Origin of the sequence: Rhizobium sp. BR 249 (assembly GCF_047445895.1) — a bacterium.
GTDB lineage: Bacteria > Pseudomonadota > Alphaproteobacteria > Rhizobiales > Rhizobiaceae > Rhizobium.
In genome coordinates this window covers 32,706-49,437 of the sequence record NZ_JARWKX010000013.1, presented here as the reverse complement: position 1 = coordinate 49,437, position 16,732 = coordinate 32,706, and the positions used below count along the sequence as shown (strand labels likewise).

The following is a 16,732-nucleotide window of genomic DNA, read 5'->3' as shown; positions in this document are numbered from 1 at the left end:
TGCCGAAGAACCTCAAGCCTCGCTAGCAAGCCTTAATATTGGGATCTCAGGCGTCGGAAACGGCGCGCCGCCGCGCGTCATTGACTTGATAACATTTCCGACGTTCGAGACGCTTGACGTCACGATAGCGCCGCCGGCTGTTGGCGAATCCTTGAAGGAAATACCACCAAGAACTGCCTCGGTTCCCCCGCGTGAAAAAACGATTGTTTTATGCCAGAGCGCCTTACTGTCGATGAGGTGTAGTTCGGTGGTCACCGATTCTCTCAGGTCATCTATATTGACGACGATCACCTTCGCCATGCTCGCATGGGCCTCAACTGCCGCCTCCCACGATACGATGACATTTCGCAATCGGTTCCGCAGCACGTGATCCAGCTCCGCTTCCAGCTCACGTGGTCTGGGGAAGTTGACCATGGTAGTCGTATTGTGCGGCCATGTTGCCGAGCTCACCCGAGACAGAAAAGGAGCAAATTTTGGGTCGCTCGAACTTCCAAGCAGGAGGGTAAAACCTGGCCAGGTACTTCGTGTACTGTGTGCGCTCGCAAAAGAAAATAGCAACGCGGAGATCGCTATCCACCAAGGATTAGCGATCAATCCCGCAATCGCGACGGTCACAGCATAGCATGTGACGGCAAACATCAGGTTGTCTTCACCCGCTTCCGAGAAACCTCGAAAGAGAGCGACCGCCTTGCGTAATTCGAGATCGGGTAAAAAGATCTTACGGTCCTCTGAACCAAAGACCTTCCTGTTGATTCCAAACTCGTAGGCATGAGCGAGAAGGCGCACGATGAAGGCCAGAACGAAGACACCGGACAAGATCTTTACGACCAAAGACCCGGGCCACTGGTGAAAGGTAAACATAAGTGCCGCCAGTATTGCGATCGCGCCGGCGTGAGCCTTGCTTAAATCAGGCAGCATGGACGTCCTCTACGTGCTATATGGGTGTATTTTACACGATTTTCAGTTGAGCGGGAATGCGAATCGCGGGACGATATCGGCCGGGAGCACGAAACCGAAGATTGAGAAATGAGGGCAGTCTGTGTGCTGACCAAATCAACCGTATGGAGTTCGGTGATAGGCTTTTTTGCCGACGATTGGAGAATAGAATGGCGAAAACAAAAGTATTCATGAGCTTTGACTATGATCACGATGAAGACCTCAAGACCCTCTTAATTGGGCAGTCGAAAAATGACGACAGCCCGTTTTCGCTTGCCGATTGGTCGATCAAGGAACACATCGATGAAAATTGGAAGGCGCATGCCCGCAGGCGGATTCTTGCAGTTGACGTGGTCTGCGTTATCTGCGGTAAACACACCGATACTGCGACCGGTGTAAGTGCCGAGGTCAAGATCGCTCAGGAAGAAGGCGTCTCATATTTCATGCTTGCGGGGCGTTCCGAGGGCGGCAATGTAATGCCCAGAGCGGCAAGGAATACGGACAAACTCTATAAATGGACGTGGGCTAATCTCAAGAGCTTGATTGGAGGAAGTCGATGAAACGCGCTGTTGTCATCGGCATTGACGACTACGGTGAGGCGCAGGACAACCTGGAGGGTTGCGTGGCGGATGCGATGGCGGTTGCAGATAAATTGGCAACCCACGGCAACGGCGACCCGAATTTCGACGTCATCACCCTGACAAGCGACACCGAAAAGGTGACGACAGAAGCCATGGACGAGGGCCTGCGGATCCTTTTCAAAGGTAAGGCAGATGTCGTCGTATTCTATTTCGCCGGTCACGGTCTTCTCGACGCTGAAACGAACCGGGGTTATCTCGTCAGCCAGGACTTTACCAAGGCGGTACCGGGCATCTCGTTGGCTGACATCATCAATATGGCAAACGCTGCACACAGTGAGATCAGTTCTACGGTCATTATCCTCGATAGTTGCCATTCCGGGTTTGTTGGCGAGCTTCCCGCCCTCGGCAACAGCAGTATTTCCGTGATTGGCAAAGGTGTGACCATTCTCGCTGCGGCCGACAGGAATCAAGCGGCCGCTGAACACGACGGCCACGGTCTGTTTACCGGTATTTTGCTAGATGGGCTTAACGGCAGCGCGTCCGATGTCTTAGGCCGCATTACGCCTCCATCGCTTTACTCCCTCGTTGACCAAACGTTGGGCGGTTTCGAACAGCGCCCTGTCTACAAAGCAAATGTCCAACAGTTCATTACCCTTCGTGAGGTGGCACCCAAAGTGCCTCGGATACAGCTTCGCAAGCTGAAGGACTATTTTCCAACGCCAGGATACATTCTCAAAGTCGATCCGAGCTTCGAGTCCGGTCGCGGCGAGTTTACGGAAGAATACAAGGACATGCCCGTTATCCCAGAAAACGAAGCCATCTTTCGGGATCTACAAACCTACTACAAAGTAAATCTGGTCGCTCCAGTCGATCAGCCGTTCCCCTGGCATGCAGCAATGTACAGTACCGGCTTCAGGTTGACATCCCAAGGCGCGCATTACCGGCGATTGGCAGAGAAGAAACGCTTCTAGTTTGATCGTCGATGTATGGCTGACGTTAGGCAGATGCTCGGAATAACATAGGCGCATAGCAGTGGGGATCACTTGGGTTTCCGTCTCGCTTGGTCCGAATAAAAATCTATGTAGATGTCTGTCCGGCGCATCGCGCGGGATGCCGCCGATCAAGCCGAAAATAATGGCTATCAATAACCCGATGCTGAAGAACACTGGTAGGAACAAAACTGCCAAGATCGCGTCCTTTGCGAAAAACGCCGCACCTTTCATGTATCCTGGCGGTCTGCCACTTGCGCTCCGACGAGAGGCGGCTCGCCGGCAGCTTCCCGCATTTATTATGGTCATATAGGCCTGCATGCGTCGTTCGATCTGAAAGAACCACCACTTGAACAGATTTGACGGAATGATAAAGCGAGACGAATAAACCGGTATCCGGTAAATGATATTCCATAAAGCGGGATAGCGTTGGCATACCTTCTTATAGTATTCCCGTGCACTTTGGCCCATTGTCGGAACAAAGTCGCGTTGATATACAACTTTTCATCTTGCCCCGTCGCCAGGCGTTCGCTTAAGTGGCTGTTGCCTGGCGCATGATAACCGATGCGACGGAAATCCCTCTCGTTGGCACGGAGCGAATAAATGCCGCGGATACCTTCCCACGGAGATGTGGTGAGTGGCCAAAATTTGGCCGACCTCTGCAAAACGCTCAAACAACCTGGAGACGAGTGAGATGTCATTGTGAAGATACCTGTTTTTGTTAGCAGACCGAGCCCCCATCTTTCGGCGCAATTGGAATTTGTCGGTCAGTTCAAAACGGAGCTGCAAGCGCGCGGCTTCGAACCTCTGACGCTCGGGCCTGGCAGCAGCTATGACTATGATGCTCCGCTAGTTGGCATTAGACGGCTTCTTACCCATTGCTGCGGTCTCGTTTCGATCGCCTTCAGGCGAACTCATGCACTCGCGGCCACCAAATATCCCAGCGCTGATATAGAGGGGTTCGAAGAGCGAACTGATGGCAATCTCTGGCTTACGAGCCCTTATTGCCAAATTGAGCCGGCGATGGCGTTCCAGCTGGGATTGCCGATCTTGATCCTACGTGAAGAAGGGGTGTTGCCCGAAGGTGTCCTCGAGAAGGGTGTCACAGGCCTGTATCTGCCCGAGTTCAGCCTTTCGTCCGAGAAGCCCTACATAAAAAGTGATGAGTTTCGTCACTTGCTCGACCAATGGGGAGGCCGAGTTCAAGCGGTCTACAAAAGACGTGGAGAACCGCCGAAGCTTTACGACTGATGTCGCTGTTCGCCGGCCGACGGAAGCTCCTCGATCGTAATGTCCGGCAGGAACACTGTCTTGAGGACGTCGCTGGAGGATTCCGACAGGCTCTGTTGCAGGTCCATAATCTCGCGGGCAACAGCGAGTGACTCCGCTTCCGGCGCCTGGGATGCCACATAGAGGATCTTCATGCATCCCTCGAAAAAATTGGAGCGAAAACTCACTTTGACAATAACCCCTAGATTGTAAAAGGATAGGCCAAACAGGGGACCTCTCGATGGAAAAGTTGCTCATTCTAAAGTCGATCGCAACGACGGAAACCTTCCGCGGCGGGCGGGGCCCGGAGCCGGCTCCGGGACAACGCACCCCAAGGCGCAGATCATGGAACTCGAGGTCGTCGATGCCAGTCCCGACGCGCTGCGCAAGGCCGCGCGGGACGAGACAATCGAAGCCTATGGACGGCCGATGCCGCTCAAGCTGATTGCGCCGCGCAAGACAAGCCAAGCCACCAGCCGCCAGCAGGTCGAGGCAGTGGTGCTTGCAGGTCGGTCATGGGGTGTCGAGGCCGTCTGTGGGAGAAATCCGGTCTATGACGGCGAAGGCGCCGTCGTGGCGATTCTCGATATGGGGATCAACAGGGAGCATGCCGCATTCAACGATCCGGAGCTCGAAATCGTCGAGCAGGATTTCACCGGGACCGGCAATGGTGATACGGATGACCAAATTGCGGTTGAGCTTACGACCGCAGCTTTGGAAGATGCGAAAACACACTGTACCGGTGGCGAACTGACAGAGCTCGTTGGTGCTCTCGATACGGAGGGCGACGCGGAGTCTCCGATTATGCAAGGGCTGCGGCTAGCTTTTGAGGCCTACGAGACCAAGAGCTTCCGCGACGAGCTTTCGGATTGCAGGTCAACCGAGGAGTTTGACCGCATGTTGGAGGATCTAGATCTGTTCCAAACCTATATCGGCGCTGATGTAGATGAACTTGTGAAACGCGTGAAGGAGGCACAGGACGAATGGGAAAGCGAGCACTATCCTGAGCGCGATGACGATGAAGGTCGCTATAGTGGGCGCAGTGAAGGGCCTTATATAGACCAAGAAGTAGTAGAGATGTTTAACACACTAAGGAGCGAGAGCTGACCCCCTTTGCCGTCCACGGCAGCGCCTTCGATAGCATCAGACGGGAAGGCCTTCGAGGAGCCTCTGCAGATGCGAGCTTCTCCGCTTTGCCGGGTAACAGGGCCGTCTAAGTGACGCCCCACGCCCGAAACCTCCCCCTCCCGGTCATCTCCCTGAGGCCTAACTCCAAAACAATCCGCCGCGCCGCCTGCGGCGTCACCTCCAGCGTCTTGGCCACCATCTCGGCCGAGACCAACGGCTTTGCCATCACCAGCTCGACCAGCTCCGGTAATTTCGACGACGTCCGCCGCCCCTCCAGCTTCCGCTCAAACAGGGTGCGCGCCAACGTCAGCCGGTCATGTTCCTTCATACCGATCTCGGCGGCCGCTAGAAATCCCTGGGCCATGGCGAGCAGCCGGGTCTCCCGATCGCGATGGCGGCGCCGATCGACGGGAATGGTTTTCAGGCCGAGATTGATCGCCGGCAGGTGGGCGCCGGTGGTGATGCCGGCCTCGCGCAGGATAGCGGCAGCGAACAGCCGGCCAAGCCAGGGCGCGTGCTGGAGCACAGACAGTTCGTTCCAGGCATCGAGGGCGACGATCGCCCACAGCACCGCCGGCAGGTCTTGAACCTGCCGCAGCACGCCGCGCCATTCTTCGAGACGCGCATCCTCATCCCAGTCGAGATCATAGATCATCGGATCCTTTTCAGGACGGCTGGCCGTCGCACGGCCGCCGGCGTGGCCGGGACGTGTGGCGTCCTCGATGGCCGCCGCCGATCGGGCCAGCACTGCATCGATGTCGGCATAGTCTACACCCGGAAGATTTTCGACGTCATCTATATCCTCCCCTTCCTGCTCGACCAATCTTGCAGGCTCAACTCTGCGGTCGTTCGCGGCGCTGTCAGGACCGTCCAATGGTCCGGGCCACGCCTGAGTCTGTCGCAACGCTCGGATACCCTCGGTCGATAACGCCCAGTCGGATGACTGAGTGGCAATGCGCCTTCGGGTGCGAAGAACGTCGCGAGCGATGGTGAGTTCGTGGGTTGGGGTGCGAATATCCTTGGTGGCGTCGTGGAGGACGAGGTCCTCGAGGTGGACGAGTTCGCCATCGATCCATAGCGAGGCGCAGGCATCGGCGAAATTTTGGCGTTCGATCCACCCGCTTGCGACCGGAGAACGGGCGATGCGCTCGTCGAGACGAGTGAGGGCGACACCGGCGTCAAAAGCCGGCCGCATCAGGGTTGATATGCTGATTTTCGCGAGATCGTAAGACATTGAAATCATGGTAAATGATTTGCTAAACGAACTCTATCTGAAAGGTACGGTTCCTCACTGCGTATGGCTGGTGGTTGATGCGCTAACCTTCGATAAGCAATCGTTATCGGATGTGAGATGTACAGACGCCTTGTACGTAGGCGTTTGCAGTGGTATCGTGCAGTTTGAGACCGAAAATCGGAGCGCAAAATGCCCCAGACCAGCTACAAGATCAGCGAGGCGCGCAAAAACTTCGCCGAGGTGCTCGAACGCGCCAACCAGGGCGAGGAAATCGTCATCATGCGCGGCAATGAAGTCTACGCCCGCATCGGCCCGGCCGACGGCGGCAAGCGGCCGTTCGGGCTGCTGCGCCAGCGCGGCCTGCCCGACGACCTGTTCGACGATGTCGATGCCGAACAGGCGGCGATCGACGCCGGCGACTTCAATGACGATGTCGGCGTCTGGCAGGGCAAGCCGGCCGACCGCGAGCCCAAGCCATGAAGGTGCTGCTCGACAGCCACGCCGTCTACTGGTGGACGATCGGCAGCGACCGGCTGTCCGAAAAAGCCCGGGTACTGATCGAGGACAAGGCCAACACGATCCTCGTCAGCGCCGTCTCCTTCTACGAGCTCGACAACAAGATGCGGCTGAAAAAACTCGATCTGAAACCGCAGGAACTGCGTGCCGCAGTTGCCGGCAGCGGCCTGCAGACGCTTGATATCAGCGATCTGCATGCCGAACTGGCAGCAAGCTTTGATTGGGATCACCGCGATCCCTGGGATCGTATTCTCGCCGCGCAGACGCGGCTGGAGCATTGCGCCTTCCTGTCGCTCGACGCCGCGTTCGACACCGTGCTGCACGAACGGGTCTGGTGAGGCGCAATAGTGATGACGGTTTTTGCCGATATTCCCGAAGCGGCCGAACTTGAAGAGCTGCTTGATCTCGCCCGGCGCAATGACGAGGTCGTCATCTGCCGAGCCGGGCGGCCCATCGCTGTCCTCACGGCGATCGTGAAGCCGGGCCAAGGCACGAGAGATGATTTTTTGACACTGGCAGCCGCGGGTCGCTCGGCGATCGGTGATCGGACCTCGAACCACGACGAACTCTATGACGAGAACGGACTGCCGCAATGAGCGGCGCGTCACCAACGTCGATCGAAAGCCGCGCAGAGCAGCTCGACACGATCGCCGCGGTGTTGCCGATTGACCGCCGTGACAAGCTCGCGGAACTCCTGACCGATCAGGACGTCGAAACGCTCAAGCACCTCGTCAGCGAAGGCATGGGGGAGAACACGTTGCGGGCGCTGACCTCCGACCTCGCCTACCTCGAAGCCTGGTCGCTCGCAGCGACCGGCAATCCCCTCCCCTGGCCTGCGCCGGAAGCGCTGCTGCTGAAATTCGTCGCTCATCATCTCTGGGACCCGGCGAAACGGCAGAGCGATCCGGAGCACGGCATGCCGGCCGCCATCGACCACGCCTTGCGCGATAGCGGCTTCCTGCGGGCCGTCGGGCCGCATGCGCCGGACACCGTGCGCCGGCGGCTGGCCAATTGGTCGACGCTGACCAAATGGCGCGGCCTCGATGGCGCCTTCGCCTCCCCTGCCCTCAAGTCTGCCATCCGCCTCGCCGTGCGCGCCGTGCCTCGGCCACGCCGCCGCAAGAGCGCCAAGGCGGTCACCGGCGACGTGCTGTCGCAACTACTGGCGACCTGCGGCGGCGACAGCCTGCGCGATATCCGCGACCGCGCGATCCTGATGGTCGCCTTCGCCTCCGGCGGCCGTCGGCGCAGCGAAATCGCCAACCTACGAAAAGAGCAGCTGACGGTCGAACCACCGGTCACCGGCGAAGACGGCAGCCCCCTCCCCTCGCTCTCGATCCACCTCGGCCGGACGAAGACCTCGGGCGCCGACCAGGACGAGGTGGTCTATCTCACCGGCCGTCCGGTGGACGCCCTGAACGCCTGGCTGACGGCTGCGAAGATCGACGGCGGCAGTATGTTTCGAGCAATCGATCGCTGGGGCAATGTCAGCCGCCGGGCGCTCGATCCGAAGGCGGTCAATGACATCGTCAAGCAGCGGGTAAAGCAGGCCGGGTTGAAGGTGGGGGAGTTTTCCGCGCACGGGCTGCGATCAGGATATCTGACCGAGGCGGCCAGCCGGGGAATTCCCCTTCCGGAGGCGATGGAGCAGTCGCGACATCGCTCCGTTCAACAGGCATCGAGCTATTACAATAGCGCGACGCGGCGAAGCGGCGGCGCGGCGCGGTTAATTACCTGATCCCACCGCTGGCAGCCCAGTGCATATGTCGCTAAATTTGGATTTCATCGACATGATTTGCCAATATGTCGACGCCAGCGACGTATCGATCACGTGAGGAACCATCGGCATGTCGTTTCGCTCCTACCGCCTCAAGATGACCCAAGTTAGCGCGCCAAACAGTGCAGTTCACCTCCGGGAACCGCCAGAAACTCTATCTCGATGAGCTCATCGCCTCCGCCCAGACGTGGCTGCCAAGCGTGCGGCAACTCCGGCCCCAGCGCAGTTGTGACAATGTCGTGCGGGTGCAGCTCGACCGGGGCCGCAACCTCAGTGAAGGCCACGATAGAGACGGCCCGCTAGGCGAGACAGTCCGACGTCAAGCGCTACATCGTCATCTCGGAAACGCTGTATCCGGGGGGTTGCGTTTGTTCTTGCGCTGTCTGTTGGATGGTCGCTAAGTCATATCAGCCGTGATGTGAGCTTTTTTGGTGAACAGGCAACCTCGGCGTAATCGAATCGAAGAATCGAAGGCAAATTCAATGACCGGACAACTTTCTCTTCCTCGTGATCGGATTTCCGTGCTTTTGTTGGAGGGGATCAGTCAGAGCGCGGTGGACTACTTTGCCTCATCCGGCTACGTCAATCTAACACATTTGCCGAAGGCGCTGGATGACAAGGATCTCAAACGTCATATAGCCGAGGCACATATTATCGGAATTCGTTCGCGCACGCACCTAACAGAAGAAATTTTCAGCTCCGCCAAGAAGCTCATGGCCGTTGGCTGTTTTTCCGTCGGGACAAATCAGGTCGACCTCGATGCGGCTCGTCGACGCGGGATCCCGGTGTTCAATGCTCCCTATTCAAATACGCGCTCGGTCGCAGAGCTTGTGATCGGTGAGATCATAATGCTGACCAGGCGGATTTTCCCGCGTTCGGCGTCCGCTCATGAAGGTGGATGGGACAAATCTGCCGAAGGTAGTCGTGAGATGCGAGGAAAAACGCTGGGCATCGTGGGCTACGGCAACATCGGCTCGCAACTCAGCGTTCTTGCGGAAAGCATGGGCATGAACGTTCGCTATTTTGATCCTTCAGACAAGCTTCGCCACGGCAATTCAGAATCCATGGCTTCGCTCGGTGAGCTGCTGGAAATCTCAGATTTCGTGACGATGCATGTTCCGGAAACCAGTTCGACGCGAAACATGATAGCCGAAGCCGAACTCCGCAGAATGAAAAAGGGAGCCTTCTTCATCAACAATTCCCGTGGCACCGTGGTCGATCTTGAAGCCCTTGCGAAGGTTTTGAAAGAGGGACATCTCGCAGGCGCGGCGGTCGACGTGTTTCCCAAGGAGCCGGCATCCAACAAGGAGCGTTTCGAAACGCCGCTGCAGGGTTTGGACAATGTAATTCTCACTCCGCATATCGGCGGATCGACCGAAGAAGCCCAGGAGCGCATCGGAGGGGAAGTATCGCGGAAGCTTGTGGAATATTCCGATGTCGGCTCGACGCTTGGCGCGGTCAATTTTCCCCAGGTGCAACTGCCGCCACGTCCAAACGGCACGCGCTTCATCCATGTTCATGAAAATCGCCCGGGTATCCTGAACAGTCTGAATACGATTTTTTCGTCCCGCGGACTGAATATCGTTGGCGAGTTCCTGCAGACGTATGGCGAAACCGGTTATGTGGTTATTGAAGCCGAGGGCGTTGGGCAAAAAGCGGATGACATACTTGATGCACTTCGTCAGATTCCAGGAACGATACGAGCCCGGTTACTTTACTGACGCCGGTAGGGTCCACATGGGGGGCGGATCACAAAAGACGTCGATCGCCGCGCCTGCCGCCTGTCGCGCCGTTTCCAACTGCACCTTCGCCTCTCATTACCGCGACGAGCTCGCGGTCGCTGTCGCCGAGATCCATGGTTCCCCGCTGGCCTCATGTAGGCATTGATCGACAACGAAGGCACAATCGCTATGCGGCCTGCCCTGCGGCGATCGTCTGCTTGCGCAACAAAAAAGCCCGGCGCGGGAAGAGGTGCGCCGGGCTTCGATAGGGACTGACAGCTTGGAGGAGGAGTGCTGTCCGTCGGACCGAAGCGGCTCGGGAGGAGGTGAATCGCTTCGGCAGTCAGAAGGTAATTTTGCGCTGCAGCAAATTCAAGGCGCGCGATTGCACCGATGTTGCATACCTCGAGCTAACAACGGAAAAGGTCGGGCGACCGGCCTTGCGAAGGTCGAATCGCAATCAGGCTCAGGCTTGGAGATTGTCAGCCGACATCTTGCCTGACTTACGATCCTTCACCAGCTCATAGGTGATCTTCTGGCCGTCGTTCAGACCACGCATCCCTGCCCGCTCCACCGCGGAAATATGAACGAAGACATCGGCGCTGCCGTCGTCCGGTTGGATGAAGCCGAAGCCCTTCGTTGCGTTGAACCACTTTACCGTACCGGTCGCCATAACGTCGGAAAACTGTGGATAGCGCGATTCAGATCTCTCAAGTCCTGCCGGGTGCATGGGACAGCAATATGATAGCAATCTGTACGATTCGCTGATCCACAAGTTGAAAAAACCGGCATGATTCTCGATAAGATTCTCGACTTCTGGGATTGGTGGTCCACTGAAGTTCAGCGGATGTTGCCTCATTGGTCTTCACGGATCGATTATCCTGTCATCCAGATTAGCCGGACGGGGGTCGCAGTCCGACAACCCGACGCGACGCAAGCAGAAGCAGCAGCTCTTGGTGACCTACCGAAAGTTCTTGAGGGAACTCAAATCTGCACGCTGCTGTTTGCAGAAGACCGCTATATAAGCCGTCAGATCGCTGGCTCAGCGCTTCCATACACCAGAGCAAAGGAAATCGCGGAAGCCGACCTCATCGCTCAGACCCCGTTTCGATCAGAAGAGGTGTATTGTGTGCCTGCTGGAGGTAAAGACGGTTCACCATGCGTATATGCTATTATCAAAAGAACTTTTGCCGACCCGTATGTCTCGGCTCTGGCTGCGGCCGGGATAAAGATCAAGGCAATTTCCCTTGGCAAGGCTGACGCTATTGTAGCCCGTATCCCGGAGCGAGCTCTCAGAGAGATTGTACCGAAAGCCGCTCGGACTTTGCCAAGGTCTTATATCGTCGCGACCGTTTCCTCCATCTTGGTTCTGGCGATCGGCATCACTGCGGGCCACGCGTTTTTTCGCTACGACAGCGCCCTATCTGCTCTTGATAGCGACATTGCCTTGAAAAGACAGCGAGCCGTCTCTGTACGAGCCGCGCTCAACGAGCGCACAAAAAAGGCTTCAGCTGTTGAAATCGCGCGCCGTCGCAAAGACGAGGCGATACCTGTCATAGCAGTCTGGGAAGAGATAAGCCGTCGGCTCCCTGACAGCACCTGGCTGTCCGATCTCTCGCTCGATCGGGGAACGTTGACGGTCTCGGGTTTCGCCCAATCGGCTGCCGGGCTGATTGGGCCGCTGGAAGAATCGCTCCTGTTCAGCGAACCGAACTTTACCTCGCCAATTGTTCGAGTGCCTGGCCAGAGTGGCGAGCACTTTGAGATGCGTCTGAAGGTGGCGCAAGAATGACCGAGATACTGATCGGCCTGATGAACGCTCCCCGGCGAATTCAACGAGCGGCCGCCCTGGGCATCCTTGGGCTCGGCATTCTCTCGGCCGTCTGGCTTGCAATGCTGGCGATCGCTCATCTAAGCGAGCAGGCAAACGAAATCGCTGAAAAACGCTTCGAACTCGGCCGGTTGAACGCAGTTTTGGAGCAGAAGCCCGCGGAAACCGGCTCAGCAACGGCTGCCGTCGTGACAGATGTTTATCTCAATGGGGAGACGATGCCCGTGACAAGGGCGCGGCTTCAGGAACGTATCAATGGGATCGCTGCACAAGCCGGCGCAGTTGTCGTCTCGATCAATAGTCTTGCAGATTCCGCTCCAGATGACGTTCCATTCATTGGCGCCGCAGTTGATAGCTGTTAGTCTCGATCAGCAGGATACGCTGTCACGTCCGATTTTCAGCCCGACGCGTCGCGAATTCGAGCCTGTCATTGCACCCATCGCGCCTCAACCAGAACCCACCGCGCCACCGCCCCCTGCAGCAATTTCGATCCCGGCTTTTCATCTGGCAGGAATCCGGAAGATTGGCACGGACGCATCGGCCCTGTTGTCGGTCACGGCGGAAGAGCCAGCGGATTGGCTGCCGATCGGCGGCACGATCGAGGGATGACCGCGAGTCTATTGGCTTCGACACCACCGGCTGGTGATGGATGCTCTGATCAAGCAATTCTGAAATCTTGACGCACAAGACGCGCGTTGTGCCGCTGTGTGGTACGCGCTCCTTCTCCAGGTGAACATTGGATTCGCATGGAACCAGCATTCCGCTGCGAACGCATCGAACCCGTCGTTGTACGCAATCAATATGGACGCGTTCTCCCGTTCCGTTGACGGAAAAACCTCTTCAAGAACTGACCTTTTTGTGCATCGGTGCCTGGTCCGATATAGAACACGACCTTGCCTTGTCCGTCTTCCGGTTCCTCGGCGAACTGCCGAATAAAGAGCCGGATAAGAGCGTCGTCCGCGGGAAAACTGTATCCGGCGATCATGAGGACGGCAGTATCACGCATCAACCGCACGCGTTTTGGAAAAGCTGCTTGAAGTATGGGTCCGAATAATCCTGCTCGCGCGACGCCAGCATAAGAATGGGAGGATCGGAGATAATTCGCGCGGGCGAGCGTCTGCTATAATCCAAAATGTAGTCATCGCCTCTGCAATTGTCGCAGCCCTCAGACCGTCTCCGCCGCATCGATCCGTGCCGCCTGGCGCGTGGTATGGATGAAGGCAAGGACGAAAACGATTGAGAGCACCAGCACGATGGTTGGTGCGGGGGCGCTGTCGATGAAGAAGGACAGGTAGACGCCGGTGAAGGAGCCGGTGACGGCGATGGCGACCGACAGGATGAGCATGGTGCTGAACTTGCGGGTCAGCAGGAAGGCGATGGCGCCCGGCGCGATCAGCATGGCGATCGAAAGGATGATGCCGACCGCCTGCAGGGCGCCGACGATCGTGAGCGAGATGAGAGCGAGCAGGCCGTAATGCAGGAGACCGATCCTGAGCCCCACGGCCTTTGCCTGTGTGGGGTCGAAAGCGTGCAGCAGGAAGTCTTTCCACTTGACGCCGAGAATGCCCGCGGTGACGGCGGCGATCGCGGCCGCCTGCGCAATGTCGCCCCAGGAGACGCCGAGCATGTCGCCGAACAGGATATGGTCGAGATGCACGTCGGTTTGGATTTTGACGTAGAGCACCAGGCCGAGCCCGAACATGCCGGAGAAGACGATGCCCATCACCGTATCCTGCTTGATGCGGCTATTGTCTTTCAGGAAGCCGGTGGCGATGGCGCAGATCATGCCGGCTGCGAAGGCGCCGACGGCATAGGGAAAGCCGACGATATAGGCGATGACGACGCCTGGAAAGACGGCGTGGCTGATCGCATCGCCCATCAGCGACCAGCCCTTCAGCACCACGAAGCAGGACAGAAGCGCCATCGGCACGGCGACCAGCACCGAAATGACAAGCGCATGGACCATGAATTCGAACTGGAAAGGCGAAAGCAGCGTTTCGATGATCGTCATCGTCCGGCCTCCAGGGCCTGCGCGGCCCTCCTGCGTGCGGCGAGCATTCCGTGCTTGGGGGCGAGGAAGAAGGCAAGCAGGAAGATTGCCGTCTGCAGCACGACGATGATGCCGCCGGTCGCCCCATCGAGGAAATAGCTCGCATAGGCGCCTGCGAAGCTGGTGATCGAGCCGATCGCGACCGCGATGAGCAGGAGCCGCGGAAAACGGTCGGTCAGCAGATAGGCGGTCGCGCCCGGCGTCACCACCATGCAGATGACCAGGAACGCGCCGACCGTCTGCAACGCTGCGACGGTGGAGGCGGAAAGCAGCGTGAAGAACATGATCTTGAGCATGGTCGGGTTGAGGCCGATCGAGCGGGCGTGGTTCTCGTCGAAGAATGTGACCATCAGATCCTTCCACTTGACGAGCAGGATGGCCAGCGACACGAAGCCGATGATGGCGAGTTGCAGCGTATCCTCGGGCGTGATGGCGAGAATGTTGCCGAGCACGATCGTCTGGATGTTCACCGCGGTCGGCTTCAGCGACACCATGAACAGGCCGAGCCCGAAGAAGGAGGAAAAGATCAGGCCGATAATGGCGTCTTCCTTCAGCTTGGTGCGCTGGTTGAGGAAAAGCATGGCGGCGGCGGCAAGCCCGCCGGAGAAGAAAGCGCCGATCGAGAAGGGAAGCCCGAGCATATAGGCTCCGGCCACCCCCGGGACGATCGCATGCGAGAGCGCATCGCCGATCAGCGACCAGCCCTTCAGCATCAGGTAACAGGAGAGAAAGGCGCAAACGCCGCCGACGAGGGCAGAGACCCACATGGCGTTCAGCATGTAGTTGTAGGTGAAGGGCTCGGTGAGAATGGCCGTCATTCCCAGCCTCCGCCGTCTCCATCCGATGCGCCTGCGGTCGCCTTGCCTTCGCGAAACACGAGAGGCCGTTCGTCGTCGCTGACCAGGCCGATCGATGTCGGCCTGCCGCTTGGAGCTTCGTTCAGCACGAAATGGCGCAGCACGCCGCCGAAGGCCTTCTCCAGGTTTTCCTGGGTAAAGGTCTCGAAGGTCGGGCCGTAGGCGAGCACCGTGCCCTTGATCAGGATCGTCCGGTCGCAGAATTCCGGCACGGAGCCGAGATTATGCGTCGAAACCAGCATGACGCGGCCCTCGTCGCGGAGTTCCCGGAGCAGCTTGATGATCTGCTCCTCGGTCTTGACGTCCACGCCGGTAAACGGCTCGTCGAGCAGGATGACCTTTCCGTCCTGCGCCAGCGCGCGGGCGAGGAAGACCCGCTTCTTCTGACCGCCGGAGAGTTCGCCGATCTGGCGCTTGCGGAATTCACTCATGTTGACGCGGGCAAGGGCGGCGGCCACCGCCTGGTGATCGGCGGCCTTCGGGATGCGCATCATGCCCATATGGCCGTAGCGGCCCATCATCACCACGTCTTCGACCAGAACCGGAAAATTCCAGTCGACCTCTTCCGACTGCGGCACATAGGCGACGAGGTTCTTTCGCAGCGCATCCTTGACCGGCATGCCGAGCACGCGGATCTCGCCCTTGGCGAGGCGGATGAAGCCCATGATCGATTTGAAGAGCGTCGATTTTCCCGAACCGTTGACGCCGACCAGCGCGGTGATCGTGCCGGTGGGGGTGGTGAAACTTGCGTCCCGCAGCGCCGTATGGCCGTTGCGATAGGTGACGGTCGCGCCGTCCACCAAGATCCCGGTCCCCTCGAAACCGGATGCGGCCTGCTTCTGCCGGCCGGGTTGAACACTCATCGAAACACCCCCATGAACACATGAACAGGCCCCGCCCGCAGGCGAGGCCCCTATCGGCCGATCAGGACGAGGACGCCAGGCCCTTGGCGATGGTTTCCGACGTCACCTTGAGGAGATCGAGATAGGTCGGAACCGGGCCATCGGCCTCGCTCAGCGAGTCGACATAGAGAACGCCGCCATATTTGGCGCCGGTCTCACGCGCCACCTGTTCGGCGGGCTTGGACGAGATCGTGCTTTCGGAAAAGACGACGGTGATGCCGTTCTTGCGGGCGGCGTCGATCACCTTGCGCACCTGCTGCGGCGTGCCCTGCTGGTCGGCGTTGATCGGCCACAGATAGAGTTCCTTCAAGCCGAAATCGCGGGCGAGATAGGAGAAGGCGCCTTCGCTCGACACCAGCCAGCGCTTGGCCTCGGGCACGGCGGCAAGCTGCGTCTTGATGGGATCGATGGTCGCCTTGATCTTCTCCTTGTAGGCCTCGGCATTGGCCTTGTAGGTCTCGGCATTGGCGGGATCGTACTTCACGAAGGCATCGCGGATATTGTCGACATAGATCAGCGCCGCCGTCGGCGACATCCAGGCATGCGGGTTCGGCTTGCCCTCATAGGGTCCTTCGGAAATGCCCATCGGTTCGACGCCGGTGGAGACGACGACGTCAGGCACATCGTTCAGGTTCTGGAAGAATTTCTCGAACCAGCGCTCGAGATTGAGCCCGTTCCACAGGATGAGCTGGGCGCCCTGAGCGCGCTGGATATCGCCCGGCGTCGGCTGGTAATTGTGGATCTCGGCGCCCGGCTTGGTGATGGACTCGACGACCGCTGCGTCCCCCGCGACGTTCTTGGCGATGTCGGCGATGACGGTGAACGTCGTCACCGCCTTGAACTTCTCCTGCGCCGATGCCGGCATGACCGTCAGCACGACCGCAAACGCCGCTCCCATCATCCCGGTCAGGACCGACCGTCGTACCTTATCGAGCATGGAT

Annotated in this window: 20 protein-coding genes and 1 pseudogene; 13 read left to right on the top strand and 8 right to left on the bottom strand. The window is 58.4% G+C overall.

Annotated elements, in window-relative coordinates:
• Positions 1–12 precede the first annotated feature (12 nt).
• Positions 13–918: a hypothetical protein gene (locus QD408_RS14135; RefSeq protein WP_414139728.1), complete on the bottom strand. Its 906-nt coding sequence runs from the start codon at positions 916–918 to the stop codon at positions 13–15.
• Between the two features lie 188 nt (positions 919–1,106).
• Here QD408_RS14135 and QD408_RS14130 point away from each other — a divergent pair, with 188 nt between their 5' ends.
• The 3 genes from QD408_RS14130 (at position 1,107) to QD408_RS14120 (ending at position 3,757) form a co-directional block, all read left to right on the top strand.
• Positions 1,107–1,496 (top strand): TIR domain-containing protein, encoded by a 390-nt coding sequence (locus tag QD408_RS14130; RefSeq protein WP_414139727.1) that lies wholly within the window; start codon positions 1,107–1,109, stop codon positions 1,494–1,496.
• On the top strand, positions 1,493–2,488 hold the full coding sequence (locus QD408_RS14125) for a caspase family protein (protein ID WP_414139726.1): 996 nt from the start codon (positions 1,493–1,495) through the stop codon (positions 2,486–2,488). Before QD408_RS14130 ends, QD408_RS14125 begins: the two co-directional genes overlap by 4 nt.
• Before the next feature lie 720 nt (positions 2,489–3,208).
• A complete protein-coding gene (locus QD408_RS14120) occupies positions 3,209–3,757 on the top strand; it encodes a hypothetical protein (RefSeq protein WP_414139725.1) in 549 nt (182 codons plus the stop codon).
• Here QD408_RS14120 and QD408_RS14115 read toward each other — a convergent pair.
• Complete coding sequence (locus tag QD408_RS14115; protein WP_414139724.1) at positions 3,748–3,930, bottom strand: hypothetical protein; 183 nt, start codon at positions 3,928–3,930, stop codon at positions 3,748–3,750. The two genes, QD408_RS14120 and QD408_RS14115, sit on opposite strands and share 10 nt — an antisense overlap.
• 190 nt (positions 3,931–4,120) lie before the next feature.
• On the opposite strand from QD408_RS14115, the gene QD408_RS14110 reads away from it, so the two are divergent.
• Complete coding sequence (locus QD408_RS14110; RefSeq protein ID WP_414139723.1) at positions 4,121–4,882, top strand: hypothetical protein; 762 nt, start codon at positions 4,121–4,123, stop codon at positions 4,880–4,882.
• A gap of 106 nt (positions 4,883–4,988) precedes the next feature.
• On the opposite strand, the gene QD408_RS14105 is transcribed toward QD408_RS14110, so the two are convergent.
• Complete coding sequence (locus QD408_RS14105; RefSeq protein ID WP_414139722.1) at positions 4,989–6,146, bottom strand: RHE_PE00001 family protein; 1,158 nt, start codon at positions 6,144–6,146, stop codon at positions 4,989–4,991.
• Between the two features lie 180 nt (positions 6,147–6,326).
• On the opposite strand from QD408_RS14105, the gene QD408_RS14100 reads away from it, so the two are divergent.
• From QD408_RS14100 to serA, 6 genes and pseudogenes are all read left to right on the top strand, one after another.
• Positions 6,327–6,617: a type II toxin-antitoxin system Phd/YefM family antitoxin gene (locus tag QD408_RS14100; RefSeq protein WP_414139721.1), complete on the top strand. Its 291-nt coding sequence runs from the start codon at positions 6,327–6,329 to the stop codon at positions 6,615–6,617.
• Complete coding sequence (locus tag QD408_RS14095) at positions 6,614–6,991, top strand: type II toxin-antitoxin system VapC family toxin (RefSeq protein ID WP_414139720.1); 378 nt, start codon at positions 6,614–6,616, stop codon at positions 6,989–6,991. Before QD408_RS14100 ends, QD408_RS14095 begins: the two co-directional genes overlap by 4 nt.
• Before the next feature lie 12 nt (positions 6,992–7,003).
• On the top strand, positions 7,004–7,249 hold the full coding sequence (locus QD408_RS14090; protein WP_414139719.1) for a type II toxin-antitoxin system Phd/YefM family antitoxin: 246 nt from the start codon (positions 7,004–7,006) through the stop codon (positions 7,247–7,249).
• Positions 7,246–8,391 carry a site-specific integrase gene (locus QD408_RS14085; protein WP_414139718.1) on the top strand — a complete coding sequence of 382 codons (1,146 nt, stop codon included), beginning with the start codon at positions 7,246–7,248 and terminating at the stop codon, positions 8,389–8,391. The genes QD408_RS14090 and QD408_RS14085 overlap by 4 nt, the downstream gene beginning before the upstream one ends.
• 179 nt (positions 8,392–8,570) lie before the next feature.
• Positions 8,571–8,699 (top strand): annotated as a pseudogene (locus tag QD408_RS14080) (recombinase family protein); the annotation flags it as partial.
• A gap of 213 nt (positions 8,700–8,912) precedes the next feature.
• Positions 8,913–10,151 (top strand): phosphoglycerate dehydrogenase, encoded by a 1,239-nt coding sequence (serA, locus tag QD408_RS14075; protein ID WP_414139717.1) that lies wholly within the window; start codon positions 8,913–8,915, stop codon positions 10,149–10,151.
• A 466-nt stretch (positions 10,152–10,617) separates the two neighbouring features.
• Here the strand turns inward: serA and QD408_RS14070 are convergent, their stop codons facing one another.
• Positions 10,618–10,824: a cold-shock protein gene (locus tag QD408_RS14070; protein WP_027511051.1), complete on the bottom strand. Its 207-nt coding sequence runs from the start codon at positions 10,822–10,824 to the stop codon at positions 10,618–10,620.
• Positions 10,825–10,941: 117 nt separating this feature from the next.
• On the opposite strand from QD408_RS14070, the gene QD408_RS14065 reads away from it, so the two are divergent.
• The 3 genes from QD408_RS14065 to QD408_RS14055 are packed head-to-tail and all read left to right on the top strand — an operon-like array spanning position 10,942 to position 12,591.
• A complete protein-coding gene (locus QD408_RS14065) occupies positions 10,942–11,943 on the top strand; it encodes a PilN domain-containing protein (RefSeq protein WP_414139716.1) in 1,002 nt (333 codons plus the stop codon).
• A complete protein-coding gene (gspM, locus tag QD408_RS14060; RefSeq protein WP_414139715.1) occupies positions 11,940–12,344 on the top strand; it encodes a type II secretion system protein GspM in 405 nt (134 codons plus the stop codon). Before QD408_RS14065 ends, gspM begins: the two co-directional genes overlap by 4 nt.
• A complete protein-coding gene (locus QD408_RS14055; RefSeq protein WP_414139798.1) occupies positions 12,286–12,591 on the top strand; it encodes a hypothetical protein in 306 nt (101 codons plus the stop codon). The genes gspM and QD408_RS14055 overlap by 59 nt, the downstream gene beginning before the upstream one ends.
• A 556-nt stretch (positions 12,592–13,147) precedes the next feature.
• Here QD408_RS14055 and QD408_RS14050 read toward each other — a convergent pair.
• The 4 genes from QD408_RS14050 to QD408_RS14035 form a co-directional block, all read right to left on the bottom strand.
• Positions 13,148–13,993 carry a metal ABC transporter permease gene (locus QD408_RS14050; RefSeq protein WP_414139714.1) on the bottom strand — a complete coding sequence of 282 codons (846 nt, stop codon included), beginning with the start codon at positions 13,991–13,993 and terminating at the stop codon, positions 13,148–13,150.
• The gene (sitC, locus tag QD408_RS14045; RefSeq protein WP_414139713.1) at positions 13,990–14,850 is read right to left on the bottom strand and encodes an iron/manganese ABC transporter permease subunit SitC; all 861 of its coding nucleotides are present in this window, start codon (positions 14,848–14,850) and stop codon (positions 13,990–13,992) included. Before sitC ends, QD408_RS14050 begins: the two co-directional genes overlap by 4 nt.
• A complete protein-coding gene (locus QD408_RS14040) occupies positions 14,847–15,752 on the bottom strand; it encodes a manganese/iron ABC transporter ATP-binding protein (RefSeq protein ID WP_414139712.1) in 906 nt (301 codons plus the stop codon). Before QD408_RS14040 ends, sitC begins: the two co-directional genes overlap by 4 nt.
• Before the next feature lie 61 nt (positions 15,753–15,813).
• Positions 15,814–16,728 carry a metal ABC transporter substrate-binding protein gene (locus QD408_RS14035; RefSeq protein WP_414139711.1) on the bottom strand — a complete coding sequence of 305 codons (915 nt, stop codon included), beginning with the start codon at positions 16,726–16,728 and terminating at the stop codon, positions 15,814–15,816.
• Positions 16,729–16,732: the final 4 nt, after the last annotated feature.